We start from the raw sequence: 16675 nt of genomic DNA, 5'->3' as shown, positions 1-16675 counted from the left end.
CCTGCGTCAGCCGATCGTACTCGTGCTGCTCTTCCCGCGCCACGTCATCGAGCGGCTGACGCAGGGCGCATCAAGGAATAGGCGGTATCAAGGAATGAAAGGATGAACGTGAAAGACCTCAAAGTCGGCTGCCAGACCTTTACCTGGGAAATGCTTGGCAAGGCCTGGACCGGCGGTCCCGACGACCTGCTCAAGGCGATCGCCGATGGCGGCTATGCCGGCATCGAGATCACCGATACCATGATCGGTCACTATGGCGACACGCCGGAAGAGTTTGCCGCCGCGCTGAAGGCATCCGGGCTGTCGCTGGTCTCTTTCGCCTTCGGCTCGAACAGCGGCTTCACTCTGAAAGATGAGATCGGCGCCGACCTCGAGGCCGCCAAGCGCTGGATCGACTTCGCCGCAGCCTTCCCGAATGCGCTGGTGTCGATGGGCTCGGCGACGGTGGTGTCCGAAGGGCCACGCGATGAGAAGTTCGCGATCGCGGCGGAGGTTTACAACAAAGCTGGCGAGCTCGGACGCAAGGCGGGCGTCCAGGTCGCGGTGCATCCGAGCTCGCACCACAACACGCTGCTGTTCGACCGCGCCGACTACGACACGATCTTTGCCTTGGTCGACCCCGACCTAGTCGGCTGGGTGCCGGATACCGGCCATATCCTGCGCGGCCACAAGGACATGGCCGACACGCTGCGCACCTACCGCGATCGCATCCGCTACATCCACCTCAAGGACGTCGACGCCAACGGCACCTGGGCCATGCTCGGCAAGGGCGTCTGCGACACCCCTGATGTCATCGAGATCGCCAACACCGCGCCACGCTTCAACGGCTGGCTGGTGCTGGAGGAGGAATCCGAAACGGCCGCCGCCGATCCCGCCGGCGCGGTCAAGACCAACCGTCAGACAATGCGCTCCTACGGCGCCTGAAGAAACGAGACGATGATCAAGAAACAGGACAGACGCCTCAGGGTCGGCGTGCTCGGTTGCGGCCCCATCGCACAGTTCGCGCATCTGGAATCCTGCGTAAAGGCCGGCAATGCCGACCTTTATGCCATCTGCGACGCAGCACCCGATCTGCTCGCCCGCATGGGCGCCACCTACGAGCCCGAAAAAATGTATGGCGACTACGACGCGATGCTCGCCGATCCCGAACTGGAGGCGGTGATAGTCGCCACCTCGGACGCCTATCACGTGCCGATGTCGATCAAGGCGCTCGATGCCGGCAAGCATGTGCTGTGCGAAAAACCGATCGGCACCTCGGTCGAGGAGGGCGAGGCGCTGGCGCAGGCGGTCAGGCGCTCGGGCAAGGTGCTGCAAGTCGGACACATGAAGCGCTTCGACCCGGCGCTGGAGGCAGCGCGCGACTTCGTCCGCGACGAGATCGGCGAGGTGCTGGCGCTGAAGGCCTGGTACTGCGATTCCACCCACCGCTACACCAACACCGATGCGGTGCAGCCGCTGCCCGTCACCAGCAAGCTCGCGAGGAAACCGGGGGGAAATCCCAAGGCGGATCTCAGGCAGTATTTCATGCTGGCGCACGGCTCGCACCTGGTCGACACCGCGCGCTTCCTGTGCGGCGAAATCGTTGCCGTGCGCGCCCGCCTCAACGAACGCTTCGGCGCCTATTGCTGGTTCGTCGAGACCGAGTTTGCCAGCGGCGCGCTCGGCCATCTCGACCTGACCGTTGCCGTCCGCATGGACTGGCACGAAGGTTTTCAGCTCTATGGCGAGAACGGTTCCGTCATCGCCAAGACATTCAACCCCTGGTACTTCCGCGCCAGCGAGGTCGAGATCTTTCACGAGAAGACCGCCACTGCCCACAAGCCGCTCGGCGCCGACGGCCATTTCTTCCGCCGCCAGCTGGAGGGCCTTGCCCAAACGGTGCTGGAGGGCACGCCTATGCGCGGCGCCAATGTCGACGACGGCATCGCGTCGATCCGTGCGATGGTCGCCATTGCGCGTTCGGTCGAGACCGGCGAGCGGGTCGAACTCGCCTCGGTTTCGGGGGCGGTCTGATGCGTCTCGGCATCTTCGCCAAGACTTTTCCCGGCACCGAGCCGGCTGCGGTGCTCGCGGCCGTTCGGCAAGCGGGCTACGAGACGACGCAGTTCAATCTAGCCTGCGCCGGCCTGCCGTCGATGCCGGATGCGGTGCCGGCGGAAGCTGTCGCTTCTATCCGTGCCGCCGCGCAATCGACCGGTGTTTCTCTTGCCGCGCTTTCGGGCACCTACAACATGGCGCATCCCGACAAGGCCGTTCGCGACGACGGTCTCAGGCGCCTGGCCACCGTCATCGAGGTTGCCGCCGCCTTGGAAGTTCCCTTGGTCACGCTCTGCACCGGCTCGCGCAACGCCGCCGATCAGTGGGCGTATCATCCGGACAATGTTGACCCGTCCGCCTGGTCCGACATGGCCGCCGAGATGGCGAAGGCGCTGGCGCTGGCCGAAGACGCCAGCGTCGATCTCGGCATCGAGCCCGAACAGGCCAACATCGTCACCTCGGCCAGTGACGCGACCAGGCTGATCGCCGAGATTGGGTCGAAGCATCTGAAGATCGTGCTTGATCCGGCGAATCTGTTCGAACACGCCACGCCCGGCGAGGCGCGTGCCATCGTTGCCGCCGCGATCGACGAGGCCGCTGGCCACATCGCCATGGTGCATGCCAAGGACCGCCATGGTGACGGCCGCTTTGCCACCGCCGGAAAAGGCATCGTCGATTTTCCGGATTTCGTCGCGCGGCTGAAGGCAGTCGGCTTTGACGGGTCGCTCGTCACCCACGGCCTGTCCGCCGACGAAGCGCCCGGCGTCGCCGCCTTTCTGCGAGGGCTGCTCTGATGGGCGCAGCACCGGCGATGCTGCTTCGCGACGATGCGGCACTTCATGTCTTCGATACGGGGCAGGGCAGGCTTCCCGTCATCTTCCAGCATGGCCTCGGCGGTGACGCAACGCAGGTCGCGCAGAACTTTCCCGACGGCCCGTCATACCGCCGTCTGACCGTCGAATGCCGCGCGCAAGGCGGCTCCGGGGCGGGCACCAGACGGCCCTTTTCGATCGCGATGTTCGCCGACGACGTGCTGGCCGCCGCCGACGCGGCCGGCCTCGACCGTTTCGTCGCCGGCGGCATCTCGATGGGCGCGGCCATCGCCTTGCAACTCGCCGCCCGCCACCCGGGCCGTGTCCTTGGTTTGGTGCTTGTTCGCCCGGCCTGGGCTTTCGACGCGGCCCCGCAAAACATGCGCCCTTACGTGGAAGTGGCGGAGCTCATCCGCAACCGTCCGCTGGATGACGCGCGCGATGTCTTCGCTTCCTCCGCCACGGCGGCTCGCTTTCGCACCGAAGCGCCGGACAATCTTGCTTCCTTGCTTGGCTTTTTTGCGCGCGAGAACGCGACTGTTTTCGCCGAGGTGATGCAGGCGATCGCTGGGGATGGACCCGGCGTGACACGGGCAGAGGCCGCCGGCCTCGCAATCCCTACGCTCGTCATCGGCAGCGGCATCGATCTCGTCCATCCGCTGGCCACCGCCCGCAGCCTCGTCGACGCCATCCCCAACGCCATCTTCACCGAGGTGACGCCGAAGGCCACCGACAAGGATCGGCATTTCGCCGAGATCCGCACCGCTATCGGCAGTTTCCTCAAAGATCGTTTCAACAACCAGGACCCATCATGATCTCGAAACCTCTCTCCGGCCCCGCCGCCATCGCCGCATTGCCGCGCGATCGTTTGATCGCCGAATTCTCGCTCTGGTCGGCCAATCTTGCCAATTTCGAGAGCGACCTCAGGCGTATCGAGCCTTATGTCGATCTTCATCACATCGATGTGGCGGACGGTCATTTCGCTCCGTCCTTCCTGTTCTTCCCCGATCTCGTCGCCCGCATCGCCGGGCTGACGGCCAAGCCGATCCATGTCCATCTGATGGTCGATGAAGCAATCGTCGAGGCGCAGACGCGCCAGTTCGTCGAGGCCGGCGCCGACATGATCAGCGTCCATGCCGAGAATGGCGAGGCGGGCCTGCGCGCCGTCCGGTTGGCCCGCGAACTCGGCGCCGAGGCCGGCGTGGTGCTCAGGCTGGAGACGCCGGTCGAGACTGTGACGCCCTTCGTCCCGGAGGTCGCCTTCGTCACGCTTCTGGGAACCGCTATCGGCGTCAAGGGACAGGGCCTGTCGGACAAGGCCTGCGACAGGCTGGGCGCTGCCCGCGCCATCCTGAGAAAGGCCGGCCGCGAGGCGGACGTGGTTCTGGCGGCCGACGGCGGCATCCGCCACGAGACTGTGCCATTGCTGCGTGCCGCCGGTGCCGAAACCGTGGTTCTCGGTTCGCTCGCCTTCGGCGACAAGGATCTCGCCGGCCGCATCGGCTGGCTGCACGGATTGAAGGTCGCGGCATGACAAGTGAAGCCGCCCTTGCGATCGATCTTGGTGGGACGGAGCTTCGCGCCGCCCTGGTCGACCGTGAAGGCAAGATCCTGGCATTCGCGGCGGTGTCGACGCAGGCGCAGGCTGGTCCAGATGTGGTGATCGGCCAGATCGAGGCGCTGGCGGCGACCGTTCATGCCGAGGCGCCGGCGCTCTCGATCGTCGGCGTCGGCGTCGGCGCGCCGGGACCGCTTGATCCACTAGCCGGCATCGCCGTCGGTCCGCCGACGCTCGCCGGCTGGCTGGACGTGCCGCTTGCCGACATCCTCGAGCGGCGGCTCGGCCTGCCGGTGCGGCTGGAGAACGACGCCAATGCCGCGGCACTCGGCGAATGGCGCTTCGGCGCCGGCCATGGCGCGCGCTCGCTGGTCTTCGTCACGGTGTCCACCGGCATCGGCGGCGGTGTCGTAGTCGACGGGCGCATCCTGCATGGCCGCCGCGGCCTTGCCGCCGAGATCGGCCACATGACCATCACCAATGAAGGCGAGCGCTGCGTCTGCGGCGTCGTCGGCTGCTTCGAGGCCATCGCTTCGGGAACCGCGCTCGGCCGCCGCGCCACCGCCGCCACGGTCGCCGGCGATGGCTCGACCTTGCGGCGCCTGTCTGCGGACGTGGAGGTGACCGGCCGCCATGTCGTCGAGGCGGCACGGCTGCGGGACGGTCTTGCTTTGGCGCTGCTTGACGAGGAAGCCCGCTGGCTGGGCGTTGGCTTCACCAACCTCTTGCATCTCTATTCGCCGGATGTGCTGGTCGTCGGCGGCGGCATTGCCAATGGGCTCGACCTGATGCTGCCGACCCTCGAGGCGACCATCCGGCAGCGGGCCATGCGCGCCTATCGCGACGTACCGGTCGTCCAGGCCCAGCTTGGCCGCCATGCCGGGCTGGTCGGCGCCGCCAGCCTTGTCCTGTTCGACGATGTAGGCACGTTTGCGGCCCGCATGCCTGTCGGCCCAAGCACATTTCCGGACACGGCAATACCGAGGTGATCAAGGGCGTCGACCTCGAAGTCGGCAACCGCGAATTCGTCGTCTTCGTCGGCCGGAAGCGGCATGCCTCCGGCCGTTGTCAGTATTGAACCGCGCCGATTACTCGGCGGGAACGACGTCCGCCGGCAGGTTGTCGTCCGCCGTGCCCGCCAAGGCTCTGGCAAGCTTAGCCTCGTCGAGTTCGCCTTCCCAGCGCGCCACCACCAGCGTGGCGACGGCATTGCCGACGAAATTGGTCAGCGCCCGACACTCCGACATGAAGCGGTCGACGCCGAGGATCAGCGCCATGCCTGCGACGGGCACCGCCGGAACCACCGAAAGCGTGGCGGCAAGGGTGATGAAGCCTGCCCCGGTGATGCCGGCGGCACCTTTGGAGGAAAGCATTGCGACCAGCAGCAGCAGGATCTGGTCACCCATCGACAGGTGGATGTTGGTCGCCTGCGCGATGAACAGCGCCGCCAGCGTCATGTAGATGTTGGTGCCGTCGAGGTTGAAGGAATAGCCGGTCGGAATGACCAGACCGACGACCGAACGCTTGGCGCCGGCCTTCTCCATCTTTTCCATCAGCGAGGGCAGGGCGGCTTCCGATGAGGAGGTTCCCAGCACCAAAAGCAGCTCTTCCTTGATGTAGCGGATCAGCGACAGGATGGAGAAGCCGTTGTAGCGGCAGACCGCGCCCAGCACGACGAACACGAAGAGAAACGACGTCACGTAGAAGGTGCCGACCAGCATGGCGAGGTTGATGACCGCGCCGATACCGTATTTGCCGATGGTGAAGGCCATGGCGCCGAAGGCGCCGATAGGGGCTGCCTTCATCAGCACGCTGACCAGCTTGAAGATCGGCGTCGTCAGCGCCTGCAGGAAATTGAGGACGGGCGTGCCCTTGTCGCCGACCAGCGCCAGCGCAATGCCGAACAGCACCGAGAAGAACAGCACCTGCAGGATGTCGCCGTCGGCGAAGGCGCCGACGATCGTCGTCGGGATGATGTTCATCAGGAAGCCGGTGACCGACTGGTCGTGCGCCTTGGCGGCGTAGGTGTTGACCGTCGAGGCGTCGAGCGTCGCCGGGTCGATGTTGAAGCCGGCGCCCGGCTGCACGACATTGGCCACGACAAGGCCGATGATCAGCGCCAGCGTCGAGAAGGTGAGGAAATAGAGCATCGCCTTGCCGGCGACACGGCCGACCTTCTGCAGGTCGCTCATGCCGGCAATGCCGGTCGTCACGGTCAGGAAGATGACCGGGGCGATGATCATCTTGACCAGCTTGATGAAGGCGTCGCCGAGCGGCTTCATGCTTTCGCCGACCGACGGATAGAAATGGCCGAGCAGGATGCCGATGGTGATTGCGACGAGCACCTGCACGTAGAGCTGGGCATAGAAAGGCTTGCGCTGCGCGGAAACCGCGCCTGATTGGTCTGCGATGTGCATCGAACTCTCCCTGGCCGGATGAGCGAAAACGGACCGCCCTGCGTGACTTCTCCCATCGCGGCGCTCCGGTCGCGCGCCGCTGCAAGCAGGTTTGCAAGCGCTGTGCCAGATCGGCGAAAGGCCGGAATCCCGGGTTTTCCGCCTTTGTCAGAGGTCGCGCGGGCAACGCCTGTGCGGATTTCCGCACAGGCAGCGTTTGCCTGGGCGGATTTTCGCATTACACTGGCCGTAAGGCCGCGAGCAAAAAAGGAGAGGGCAGACGCAGCAGGCAGGCACCGATAGCGAATCCCAGGGATTTGCCGGCCGTGAATTGCTGCGCGAGGCGGCGGCCCGGCTGCGCGATGGCCGCTGGCTTGTCGTCGTCATTGCCCTTGCGGTTCTGGCCGGGGCGATTGCCGTTGCTGGACGCATCGCCTCCGGCCAGGCGGCCGACAATCTCCGCGACACAGCGCTTGCCGCTCTCCCGCTGGCGGCGGGAACGCTGACCGGCGAAATCGAAAAGCAGCGCCTGGTTCCCCTGGTTCTGGCCCGCGACGACGCGGTGCGCGGCGCCCTGCGCCGAGCCGGAAAAATGCAAGAAGCGGCCCTCAACGACAAGCTCAAGGCGATTGCGGGCGACGCCTCGGCGTCGGCGATCTATGTCATCGACACAGCCGGCATCGCCATAGCAGCCAGCAATGCCGGCGAACCGGCGAGCTTCGTCGGCATCGATTATAATTTTCGGCACTATTTCCAGGAGGCCATGGCCAACGGCGCCGCCAGCCAATATGGCCTCGGCACGATCAGCGGTAAGCCGGGGCTCTACCTTGCCAGCCGCGTCGACGATGGCGGCAAGCCGCTCGGCGTTGCGGTGCTGAAGGTCGAGCTCGACGGCGTCGAAGCAAATTGGCGTTCCAGCGGTTTCCTTGTCTTTGTCACCGATGAGCGCGGCGTGGTGCTGGCCACCAGCCAGCCCGACTGGCGGTTTCGTGCGCTGGCTCCACTCTCGGCCGAGGCCGTCACCGCCGCCCATGAGCAGCTCCAACTGGCCGATGCCGGCTTCGAGCCGCTGCCGATCCGGCGCGGCGCCGGCGACGGCCTGGCAACGATCGACAGTTCTGGAAAGCCGCGCCGGTTCGTCGAAGTGGTGCAGGACCTGCCGGGCGCGGTCCCCGGCTGGCGCCTCTGGCTGCTCACGCCCGCTGACGCTGCTCTCTCGTCCGCCGCCAACACGGCGCGCCTGACCACGCTGCTCGGCTTGCTGCTTTTGGGCTTGATCGGCTTCGTGCTCACCCGGCGCCGGCGAACCCGCAGGCTGAGGCAGGAAGCGCTGGCGCGGATGAATGCCGAACTGGAGAGCCGGGTCAGCACGCGAACGGCCGAGCTGACCCGCTCCAACACCGCACTTGCAGGCGAAATCGCCGAGCGTGAAAATGCCGAGGCCAAGGTTCGCCGGTTGCGCGACGATCTCGCCCAGGCCAACCGGCTTTCCATCCTTGGCCAGATCGCCGCCGGTGTGGCGCATGAGATCAACCAGCCGGTCGCGGCGATCCGCACCTATGCCGAGAATGCCGGCCGCTTTCTCGACAGCGGCAAGACCGAACCGGCCAGCGGCAATCTGACGTCGATCGTGTCGATGACCGAACGCATCGGTGCGATCACCAGCACCTTGCGCACTTTCGCCCGGCGGCCGGGCGTCGCCGCCTCGCCGCTGCCGGTGCGCGAGGCGGTCGACGGCGCGCTGTCGCTGCTGTCGGGCCGCATCCGCGATTCCGGCGTGACCATCATCAAGCCGCGCGGCAACGCCTCGCCGGTGGTCATGGCCAGCCGCATCCGGCTGGAGCAGATCCTGGTCAATCTGTTGCAGAACGCGCTGGACGCGATGAAGGACCAACCCGATCCGCGCATCGAGATCGAGCTTGCCGAGCGCGACGACAGGGTGCTGATTTCGGTGCGCGACAATGGTCCCGGCCTCGGCCCGGAAGCCGCCGGCAATCTGTTCATGCCGTTCCAGACCACCAAGGAGAAGGGGCTTGGCCTCGGGCTGGTGATCTCGCAGGAGATCGCCCAGGAATTGGGTGGCACGCTGCGGCTCGATCCCGGCAAAGGCACCGGTGCATCCTTCACCATCGATTTGAGGCGAATGAATGATTGAGGGATCAGGGCTGGTCGCGCTCGTCGATGACGATGCGGACCTGCTGCACGCCACAACGCAATTGCTCGAGCTTGCCGGCTTCACCGTGGTCGCGCGCGACGCCGCCGAGGCAGCGCTTGCCGTCGTGGACAGGAATTTCGAAGGCGTGGTCGTCAGCGATATCCGCATGCCGGGCATGAACGGGCTGCAGCTGTTCGACCGCATCAAGGCGATCGATCCGGATATACCGGTGATCCTGGTCACCGGGCATGGCGACGTCGATCTCGCCGTCGCCGCGCTCAAGGATGGCGTCTACGATTTCATTCCGAAACCCTATGCGGGAGACCGCCTTGTCGAGGCGCTGAAGCGGGCGAGTGAGAAGCGGCGGCTGGTGATGGAAAACCGGCGGCTGCGCGAAGCCGCTGCACTGGCCGCCGACGGCCTGCCGCTGATCGGCGAGGCGCCTGCCATCAAACGGTTGCGCGAGACCTTGCGCCAGATCGCCGACATGGATGTCGACGTGCTGGTCGAGGGAGAAACCGGAACCGGCAAGGAAGTGGTGGCGGACCTCCTGCACAGATGGGGGCGGCGGCGCGCAAAACCCTTCGTGGCGCTGAACTGCGGTGCACTGCCGGAGACGGTCATCGAGAGCGAGTTGTTCGGCCACGAGGCAGGCGCGTTCACCGGCGCGCAGCGGCGGCGGATTGGCAGCATCGAGCATTCCAGCGGCGGCACGCTGTTTCTCGATGAGATCGAATCGATGCCGCCGGCGCTCCAGGTCAAACTGCTGCGGGTGCTCGAAACGCGCAGCCTCACCCCGCTTGGCTCGAACGAGATCCGGCGCATCGATCTCAGGGTCGTCGCGGCGACCAAGGTCGATCTCGGCCTTCAGGATCAGCGCGGGGATTTTCGCGAGGACCTGTATTTTCGCCTCAACGTGGTGACGCTGCGCATCCCGCCGTTGCGCGAACGGCGCGGCGATATCCCGATGCTGTTCGGGCATTTTCTCGGCAAGGCGGCCGAACGGTTCGGCCGGCCTGTCTCCAAAGTGAATGCCGCGGTCAGCGATCATCTCCAGTCGCATGACTGGCCGGGCAATGTGCGCGAACTCGCGCATTTCGCCGATCGCGTCGCGCTTGGTCTTGGCCCGGACGACGAGACGAAAACGGTTCCCGCGCACGCGCCGGAGCCAGAGGCAGCATTGCCCGAACGGGTCGGCCAATACGAGGCGCAGCTCATCCGCGATGCGCTGCGCGATCATGGCGGCGATGTGCGCGGAGCCATCGACGCACTCGGCGTGCCGCGCAAGACCTTCTACGACAAGCTCAAGCGCTACGGCATTGCCGCGTCCGAATTTCGCAATGGCGGCGACCCGGATTCACAACCCATCTCGGAAAAGCGATGAACACGACACTGGAAACGACGGCAAATCCCTTGCCGGAAGACCTCACCTTTCTCGCCGAACGGCTGACGGCGTTCAACGACGGCGATGTCGGCGCATCCGAAAGAAAGGCGCTGGCCGTGTTCGTGCGCGACGAGCACGGCGCGGTCGTCGCCGGCATTTCGGGTTACACCGCCTGGGGCTGGCTTTATGTGCAGTGGCTCTGGGTCGACGAGAGGCTGCGCGGCCAGCACATGGCCGGCAAGATGCTCGCTGCGGCCGAACAGGAAGCGGTGGCTCGTGGCTGCCGGAACGCCTGGATCGACACCTTCAATCCGAACGCCGCCAAGGTCTATCAGCGCAAGGGCTATCAGCCCTTTGGCACGCTCGCCGACTTCCCTGTCGGCCGCAGCCGCATCTTCCTGCAGAAGAAATTGGTTGCCTGATCAACCCGCGAGTTTTCCGCCGCGCATGGGTTGCGGCGCGCCGGTCGTGCTCGGGAAACTGATCGGCAGGCCGCGCAGCACGCGGACCGCGAGGAAGGCAAAGCACTCCGCCTCCACCGCGTCGCCGCTCCAACCGAGGCTTTCGGCCTGTACCACCTCGACGCCGGCGCGGCTGGCCAGCATCGCCATCATGGTCGGGTTGTGGCGGCCGCCGCCACTGACGACCAGTTTTTTCGGCCGGTGGGGCAAAAGGTCGAGCGCTTTGCCGACGGCCGCTGCGGTAAAGGCGGTGAGCAGGGCAGCGCCATCCTCCGCATTCAGCCCGTCCGCCATCGCGGCGCCGAAGTCGAAGCGGTCCAGTGATTTGGGATAGGGCTTGCTGAGATAAGGGTGCTGCAGCAGCTTGGCCAGCCGTTCCTCGTCCACCTTTCCCGCACGGCCAAGCGCGCCGTCGCGGTCCATTTCGCCGAGCCCTTTCGACTTGATGAAATCGTTCAGCGGCGCGTTGGCGGGGCCGGTGTCGAAGGCAACGACATTGTCGGCGCCGTCCCACCAGGTGATGTTGGCGACGCCACCGAGATTGAGCACGGCCACCTCGCCGCTGGCGCCGGCGCTGCGCATCAGCGCGGTGTGATAGGCCGCGGCCAACGGCGCGCCTTGCCCGCCGGCGCGCATGTCGGCCGAGCGGAAGTCGTAGGCGACCTTGGTGCCCAATAGGGCATGCATCAGTTCGCCGTCACCGAGCTGCCTTGTCTGACCAAGCCGTCCGACCTGCGGCGCACGGTGCAGCACGGTCTGGCCGTGAAAACCGACGACGCCGATATCGGCCATCCTCATGCCATAACCTTCGACCAATTCCTTGACCGCCGCCGACTGGGCTCGCGTCAGGGCTTCCTCCGCGGTGCGAAAAATCGCCGGCTCTGGCCCGACAAAATTCCAGGCCCGCGCCTGCGTCAGCGTCTCTTCCAGCAGGGAGCGGATCGACGCGGGATAGGGCATCAGCCGATAGGTGCCGAAATCGTCGATCCGTTCGCCGTCGGTCTTGATCAGCGCGACGTCGATGTTGCCGTCCAGCACGGTGCCGGTCATCAGGCCGACGGCCCAGATTGGTTTCATGTTCACTTCCTAGTCCCCATTGACGAGATCGCCGACCGCCTGCCGAAGCGAAACGATGCCGCTGTCGAAATGACGTGTCGGATGGATCCGGTTGGTGAGCAAGGTCCACGCCTTGCCTCTGTCGAAGTCGATCCACAGCCCGGTGCCGGTAAAGCCGGTATGGCCGATGGTTTCGGGGCTGCACAAGGCTCCGCCCGACCACCCTCCATAGGGGCGCTCCCAGCCATGCGTGCGGGTGGCGGACAAGGGCGTGCGCATCAGCGCGATGGAACGCTCGGTTGCGCCCGTCAGCAGCCCCTGCGCGAAATCCAGCACCGACGCGGCCGTCCCGAACAGGCCGGCATGCCCGGCACCTCGCAGCGCCGAGCAATTGTCGTCGTGCACCTCGCCGGACAGCACGCGATGGCGCCAGGTGCAGTCCTCGGTCGCCGCCGCGACGTCGGGCTCTGTCGACCAGGCAAAGCCCGGGCCGGGATCCATGTCCCGGATGGTCTTTCCCGACAGCCGCTCCAGCGCGAAGCCGAGCAGCATGAAGTTGATGTCGGAATAGACCGGGTCCCGAGCCCGCCATTCGCGCTGCAGGATGAAGGCGCGCAGCAGTTCCGGGTCACGCCCATAAGTGTAGATCGGCTCGACGGCAGGAAACGGCGTCTGGTGGCCGAGGCACTGGCGAAACGTCACCGTCCGCTCCCAGGCCTGCGCATCATACTGGCGCAGGTCCGGCAGGACGGAGACCAGCGGTGCATCGAGATCGATGACGCCGTCTTGCGCCAGCGCCAGGATGCGCGGGGTGGTGAAGATGACCTTGGTCAAGGAGGCCAGGTCGAACCAGGTGTTGTCCTGCATGGGGCGGGAGTTCGGTACGAGTTGCGCCGCGCCGATCGATCGGATGATGCGGTCGCCGTTGCGGTTGACAATGCCGAGCACGCCGCCGGGGATGCGCTTGGTGGAAACTGCGGTTGCCAGTGGCTGGAATGCGCGATCGAAGAGTGGGGGGAGGTCGCTCATGGGCAGCCTCCATCGGAGAGGCAGCGATCCTTGGCGCCCCCCTCTGCCCTCCCGGGCATCTCCCCCTCTAGGGGGGAGATTGGCAGCTTTGACGTGCCGCCCGCACTCCAACGTTGGAGATTGGCGAAAGCGATGGCGACATCCAATCTCCCCCCTTGAGGGGGAGATGTCCGGCAGGACAGAGGGGGGCGCTGTCCCGCCGACCTCACGTACTTTGGCTCACCACCCATCACACCTCCGCCCGCGCCATGTGATCCGCCCCAAACTGCTCCCACCTTGCCGGAGCCGGCTCAAACCCTTGTGGGCGCACCAGCGAGGGCACCTGCCGCGTATCAAGCTCGAAATGCTCGTGCCGCCGGTCGATGGTCGGAACGGCAGCAATGAGCTTCTTCGTATAGGAATGCTTCGGCTTCGACAGCACCGAGGCCGCATCGCCGATCTCGACGATCTGGCCGGCATAGATGACGGCGATGCGGTGGGCGATGCGCTCGACGACCGCCATGTCGTGCGAGATGAACAGATAGGCCAGCCCAAACTCGCGCTGCAAATCGACCAGCAGTTCCAGCACCTTGGCCTGCACCGAGACATCCAGCGCCGACACCGCTTCATCCAGAACGACCACCGAAGGATTGAGCATCAGCGCGCGGGCAATGCACAGCCTTTGCCGCTGGCCGCCGGAGAATTCATGGGGGTAGCGCTCCAGGCTGTTCTTGGGCAGGCCGACGCGTTCCAGCAGGCTTGCCATCCTGGCCCGCGTTCCGGCATCGACCCGGCCGCCGGTGGCGATCACCGGTTCGGCCAGGATGCTCTCGATGCTGAGCCTCGGGTTGAGCGAGGCATATGGGTTCTGGAACACCATCTGCACGGGCAGCGCGCTCTGCTCAGCCGAAGCCTTTCGAGCGCCGACCGAGAAACTGCCGCGCGTCGAGCGCACCAGTCCCAGCACGGCGCGCGCGGTGGTCGATTTGCCCGAACCGCTCTCGCCGACGATGGCCAGCGTCTCGCCCGGCATCAGGTCGAAGTCGACGCCGTCGACGGCATGCACCGCGCCCGTGGCTCGGCTGAAGAAATTGCCCTTGAGCGGAAACTGCACCACCAGGCCGTCCACCTTCAAGGCCGGTTCCGTGCCTGCGCCCTTGTCGCGCCGCCCGTCCGAACGCGTCGTGCTGCCGTTGGTGAAATGCGGCACGTCCTGCAGCAGATGTTGCGTGTAGGGGTGCTGCGCATTGTCGAGGATCTGGTTCAGCTCGCCCTGTTCCACGGCCTGACCGTTCTGCATCACCATCACCTTGTCGGCGATGCCGGCCACGAGGCCGATGTCATGCGTGATGAAGATCATCGACATGCCGGTTTCCCGCTTCAGCTCGGCCAGCAGCGCCATGATCTGCGCCTGCACCGTGACGTCGAGCGCCGTCGTCGGCTCGTCGGCAATGAGCAGGCGCGGATTGCAGGCCAGCGCAATGGCGATCATCACTCGCTGCAGCATGCCGCCCGACAGCTGGTTGGGGGTGTATTTCAGCCGCCGTGCGGCATCGGGAATGCGCACCCGGTCGAGCGCATCCTTGGCCGCCGCGGTGGCTTGCCTGCCGGTCAGGCCACGGTGCAGCCGGAACGATTCCTCGATCTGCGAGCCGATGCTCAGCACCGGATTTAACGACGTCATCGGCTCCTGAAAGATCATGCCAATCTCGGCGCCGCGAATGCCGATCAGTTGCCGTTCGGTCGCGCTCATCAGGTCGAAGATGCCGCCGTCGGCGCGTTTCAGCTTCATCGCGCCGCCGGTGATGCGGCCGCCGCCAAAATCGATGAGCCGGTTGATCGACAATGCGGTGACGGATTTGCCCGAGCCGCTTTCGCCGACAATGGCCAGCGTCTCGCCATCGGCGAGGTCGAAGCTTATGCCGCGCACCACCTCATTGGCTTGCGGATTGCGGCCGAAGCCGACGCGCAGGTCGCTGACGGACAGCAACGGTGTCATGCCGGCGCCCTCCGCATCTTCGGATCGAGGATGTCGCGCAGAGCGTCGCCAAGCAGGTTGAAGCCGAGGATGCTGATCATGATCGTCAGCCCCGGAAAGATCATCAGCCAGGGCGCGGTCTCCATCAGATTGCGGCTGTCGCTCAGCATCAGGCCGAGCGAGGCGGCGGGCGGCTGTGTGCCGAGACCAAGAAAGCTCAGACCGGCTTCGGTCAGGAGAGCCCAGGCCAGCGCCAGCGTCACCTGAACGGTCAAGGGCGCCACCAGATTGAGCAGCAGATGGCGTGTGACGATGTAGGATGAACTGCTTCCAAAAGTGCGCGCGGCGTCGACGAATTCGCGCGCCTTGAGCGACAGAGCAGGGCCGCGCACCACGCGGGTGAAGATCGGCGTGTAGACGATGCCGATGGCAACGATGCTGGTCCATGTGCCCGGCCCGGCAACGGTGACGATGAGCAGCGCCAGAAGGATTGCCGGGAAGGCCAGCAACACATCCATGATCCGCATCACGACACCGTCCCAGCGGCGCCCGAGCCAGGCTGCGGCCAATCCCAGAACCGTGCCGGCAAGAGTCGCAAAGGCGACGGAAAAGAAGGCAACCGTGAACGACTGGCCGATGCCCGCCATCAGCCGGCTGGCCACGTCGCGGCCGAACAAATCGGTGCCCATCCAGTAGGCGCCATTGGGCGCATGCAGCCGGTCGACGCGGAATTGCGTGATGGGGTTGTGCGGCGTCAGCCCCAGCATGCCGAGGATGGCTATCAGCAGATAGACGCCGACGATGACGCCACCGATGCGGCCGCTGCCGTGGGCGAAGATGGCGCGCAGGATGCGCATCAGGGTTCTCCCAGCCGGATGCGCGGATCGAGCGCGACATAGGCGAGATCGACCAGGAGATTGACGATCATGAAATTGAAGGCGATGAACAGCACGCTTCCCTGCACCAGCGCATAGTCGCGCTGCTGGATCGCGTCGAGCACCATGCGGCCAAGGCCCGGCAGGGCGTAGATCTGCTCGACGATGACGGCGCCGCCCAGCAAATAGCCGAACTCGATGCCGCTCAGCGTCACCACCGGGATCAACGCATTGGGCAGCGCGTGTCGCCAGATGACGCTGCGCGCCGAGGCGCCCTTGCTGCGCGCGGTGCGGACGTAATCGTCGCTCAACACGTCGAGCATGGCCGAGCGCGATATGCGGGTGACGGACGCTGCGAAGGCAAAGCCGAGCGTAATGGCGGGCAGGATCAGCTGGCTGAAATTGCGCAGGGGATCCTGCCAGAGCGGCGCGAATTCGCCCATCGCCGGCAGCACGCCGAAGCCGGCCGACAGCGTGTAGATGATCAGCAGGCCAAGCACGAAGCTCGGCGTCGACTGGCCGATCATGGCAAAGATGCGCACGCCCAGATCGGACAGTTTCTCATTGTGCGTGGCGGCATAGATCCCGGCCGGCATGCCGACCGCAAGCGCGATGATCATCGACAGGACGGCCAGCTCGAGCGTCAGCGGGAAGCGCTCGAGGATGACGTCGAGCACCGGCCGGCCATAGGTGACGGAGATGCCGAAATTGCCGAGCAGGATGCCGCCGATCCAGCGCCAGTACTGGACGAACCAGGGCTGGTCGATGCCGAAATAGGCGGCGAGCGAGTCACGTTGCGCTGGCGTCAACAGCCCGGCCTCGGTGCCTAGCATCGCCGTGATCGAATCGCCCGGCACCATCCGGATCGCCACGAAGACCAGGATGGACACGCCAAGCAGGACGAGAGGAAACGTCGCCAGTCGTCGCATCAGATAGTTCACGCGAAGAAGTCCTC

Annotated in this window: 15 protein-coding genes; 9 read left to right on the top strand and 6 right to left on the bottom strand. The window is 65.7% G+C overall.

The annotated features are described in order from the left end of the window. Positions 1–102: 102 nt before the first annotated feature. From ACSQ3L_RS26265 to ACSQ3L_RS26240, 6 genes are read left to right on the top strand one after another with little or no spacing between them, the layout of a single operon-like run. Positions 103–924: a sugar phosphate isomerase/epimerase family protein gene (locus tag ACSQ3L_RS26265; RefSeq protein ID WP_436162551.1), complete on the top strand. Its 822-nt coding sequence runs from the start codon at positions 103–105 to the stop codon at positions 922–924. A 12-nt stretch (positions 925–936) separates the two neighbouring features. Beyond that, positions 937–2013, top strand: a complete 1077-nt coding sequence (locus tag ACSQ3L_RS26260) for a Gfo/Idh/MocA family protein (protein ID WP_436162550.1) — start codon at positions 937–939, stop codon at positions 2011–2013. Then, positions 2013–2831, top strand: a complete 819-nt coding sequence (locus ACSQ3L_RS26255) for a sugar phosphate isomerase/epimerase family protein (protein WP_436162549.1) — start codon at positions 2013–2015, stop codon at positions 2829–2831. Before ACSQ3L_RS26260 ends, ACSQ3L_RS26255 begins: the two co-directional genes overlap by 1 nt. Next, positions 2831–3664: an alpha/beta fold hydrolase gene (locus ACSQ3L_RS26250; RefSeq protein ID WP_436162548.1), complete on the top strand. Its 834-nt coding sequence runs from the start codon at positions 2831–2833 to the stop codon at positions 3662–3664. The genes ACSQ3L_RS26255 and ACSQ3L_RS26250 overlap by 1 nt, the downstream gene beginning before the upstream one ends. Then, positions 3661–4383 (top strand): ribulose-phosphate 3-epimerase, encoded by a 723-nt coding sequence (locus tag ACSQ3L_RS26245; protein WP_436162547.1) that lies wholly within the window; start codon positions 3661–3663, stop codon positions 4381–4383. Before ACSQ3L_RS26250 ends, ACSQ3L_RS26245 begins: the two co-directional genes overlap by 4 nt. Next, entirely contained in the window at positions 4380–5396 is a 1017-nt protein-coding gene (locus ACSQ3L_RS26240) for an ROK family protein (protein WP_436162546.1), read from the top strand. Before ACSQ3L_RS26245 ends, ACSQ3L_RS26240 begins: the two co-directional genes overlap by 4 nt. A gap of 99 nt (positions 5397–5495) precedes the next feature. Here the strand turns inward: ACSQ3L_RS26240 and ACSQ3L_RS26235 are convergent, their stop codons facing one another. Continuing rightward, positions 5496–6824, bottom strand: a complete 1329-nt coding sequence (locus ACSQ3L_RS26235) for a dicarboxylate/amino acid:cation symporter (protein WP_436162545.1) — start codon at positions 6822–6824, stop codon at positions 5496–5498. Positions 6825–7134: 310 nt separating this feature from the next. Here ACSQ3L_RS26235 and ACSQ3L_RS26230 point away from each other — a divergent pair, with 310 nt between their 5' ends. Genes ACSQ3L_RS26230 through ACSQ3L_RS26220 form a run of 3 tightly spaced genes read left to right on the top strand, consistent with a single transcriptional unit; the run spans position 7135 to position 10764 of the window. Further along, positions 7135–8958: a sensor histidine kinase gene (locus ACSQ3L_RS26230; protein WP_436162544.1), complete on the top strand. Its 1824-nt coding sequence runs from the start codon at positions 7135–7137 to the stop codon at positions 8956–8958. After that, entirely contained in the window at positions 8951–10342 is a 1392-nt protein-coding gene (locus ACSQ3L_RS26225; RefSeq protein WP_436162543.1) for a sigma-54-dependent transcriptional regulator, read from the top strand. The genes ACSQ3L_RS26230 and ACSQ3L_RS26225 overlap by 8 nt, the downstream gene beginning before the upstream one ends. After that, a complete protein-coding gene (locus ACSQ3L_RS26220; RefSeq protein WP_436162542.1) occupies positions 10339–10764 on the top strand; it encodes a GNAT family N-acetyltransferase in 426 nt (141 codons plus the stop codon). Before ACSQ3L_RS26225 ends, ACSQ3L_RS26220 begins: the two co-directional genes overlap by 4 nt. Here the strand turns inward: ACSQ3L_RS26220 and ACSQ3L_RS26215 are convergent, their stop codons facing one another. The 5 genes from ACSQ3L_RS26215 to ACSQ3L_RS26195 form a co-directional block, all read right to left on the bottom strand. Then, positions 10765–11880, bottom strand: coding sequence for an anhydro-N-acetylmuramic acid kinase (locus ACSQ3L_RS26215; RefSeq protein WP_436162541.1), 1116 nt, complete (start codon positions 11878–11880; stop codon positions 10765–10767). It lies immediately after the preceding gene. Positions 11881–11889: 9 nt separating this feature from the next. Continuing rightward, entirely contained in the window at positions 11890–12888 is a 999-nt protein-coding gene (locus ACSQ3L_RS26210; protein WP_436162540.1) for a serine hydrolase domain-containing protein, read from the bottom strand. 229 nt (positions 12889–13117) lie between these two features. Then, a complete protein-coding gene (locus ACSQ3L_RS26205) occupies positions 13118–14866 on the bottom strand; it encodes an ABC transporter ATP-binding protein (RefSeq protein WP_436162539.1) in 1749 nt (582 codons plus the stop codon). Further along, positions 14863–15702: an ABC transporter permease gene (locus ACSQ3L_RS26200; protein WP_436162538.1), complete on the bottom strand. Its 840-nt coding sequence runs from the start codon at positions 15700–15702 to the stop codon at positions 14863–14865. Before ACSQ3L_RS26200 ends, ACSQ3L_RS26205 begins: the two co-directional genes overlap by 4 nt. After that, on the bottom strand, positions 15702–16661 hold the full coding sequence (locus ACSQ3L_RS26195; RefSeq protein ID WP_436162537.1) for an ABC transporter permease: 960 nt from the start codon (positions 16659–16661) through the stop codon (positions 15702–15704). The genes ACSQ3L_RS26200 and ACSQ3L_RS26195 overlap by 1 nt, the downstream gene beginning before the upstream one ends. Positions 16662–16675 lie beyond the last annotated feature (14 nt).

It is taken from the genome of Mesorhizobium sp. LjRoot246 (genome assembly GCF_964254115.1).
Classification (GTDB): domain Bacteria; phylum Pseudomonadota; class Alphaproteobacteria; order Rhizobiales; family Rhizobiaceae; genus Mesorhizobium.
Note: the sequence above shows the minus strand (reverse complement) of the source record. Positions and strands in the feature narration are given on the sequence as shown.

Bases quoted from the DNA above. Each gene is read 5' to 3' on its own strand.
- ACSQ3L_RS26205 (WP_436162539.1), bottom strand. From the start codon at position 14,866: ATGACACCGTTGCTGTCCGTCAGCGACCTGCGCGTCGGCTTCGGCCGC.
- ACSQ3L_RS26255 (WP_436162549.1), top strand. From the start codon at position 2,013: ATGCGTCTCGGCATCTTCGCCAAGACTTTTCCCGGCACCGAGCCGGCT.
- ACSQ3L_RS26215 (WP_436162541.1), bottom strand. From the start codon at position 11,880: ATGAAACCAATCTGGGCCGTCGGCCTGATGACCGGCACCGTGCTGGAC.
- ACSQ3L_RS26225 (WP_436162543.1), top strand. From the start codon at position 8,951: ATGATTGAGGGATCAGGGCTGGTCGCGCTCGTCGATGACGATGCGGAC.
- ACSQ3L_RS26245 (WP_436162547.1), top strand. From the start codon at position 3,661: ATGATCTCGAAACCTCTCTCCGGCCCCGCCGCCATCGCCGCATTGCCG.
- ACSQ3L_RS26235 (WP_436162545.1), bottom strand. From the start codon at position 6,824: ATGCACATCGCAGACCAATCAGGCGCGGTTTCCGCGCAGCGCAAGCCT.
- ACSQ3L_RS26200 (WP_436162538.1), bottom strand. From the start codon at position 15,702: ATGCGCATCCTGCGCGCCATCTTCGCCCACGGCAGCGGCCGCATCGGT.
- ACSQ3L_RS26250 (WP_436162548.1), top strand. From the start codon at position 2,831: ATGGGCGCAGCACCGGCGATGCTGCTTCGCGACGATGCGGCACTTCAT.
- ACSQ3L_RS26240 (WP_436162546.1), top strand. From the start codon at position 4,380: ATGACAAGTGAAGCCGCCCTTGCGATCGATCTTGGTGGGACGGAGCTT.
- ACSQ3L_RS26260 (WP_436162550.1), top strand. From the start codon at position 937: ATGATCAAGAAACAGGACAGACGCCTCAGGGTCGGCGTGCTCGGTTGC.
- ACSQ3L_RS26220 (WP_436162542.1), top strand. From the start codon at position 10,339: ATGAACACGACACTGGAAACGACGGCAAATCCCTTGCCGGAAGACCTC.
- ACSQ3L_RS26265 (WP_436162551.1), top strand. From the start codon at position 103: ATGAACGTGAAAGACCTCAAAGTCGGCTGCCAGACCTTTACCTGGGAA.
- ACSQ3L_RS26210 (WP_436162540.1), bottom strand. From the start codon at position 12,888: ATGAGCGACCTCCCCCCACTCTTCGATCGCGCATTCCAGCCACTGGCA.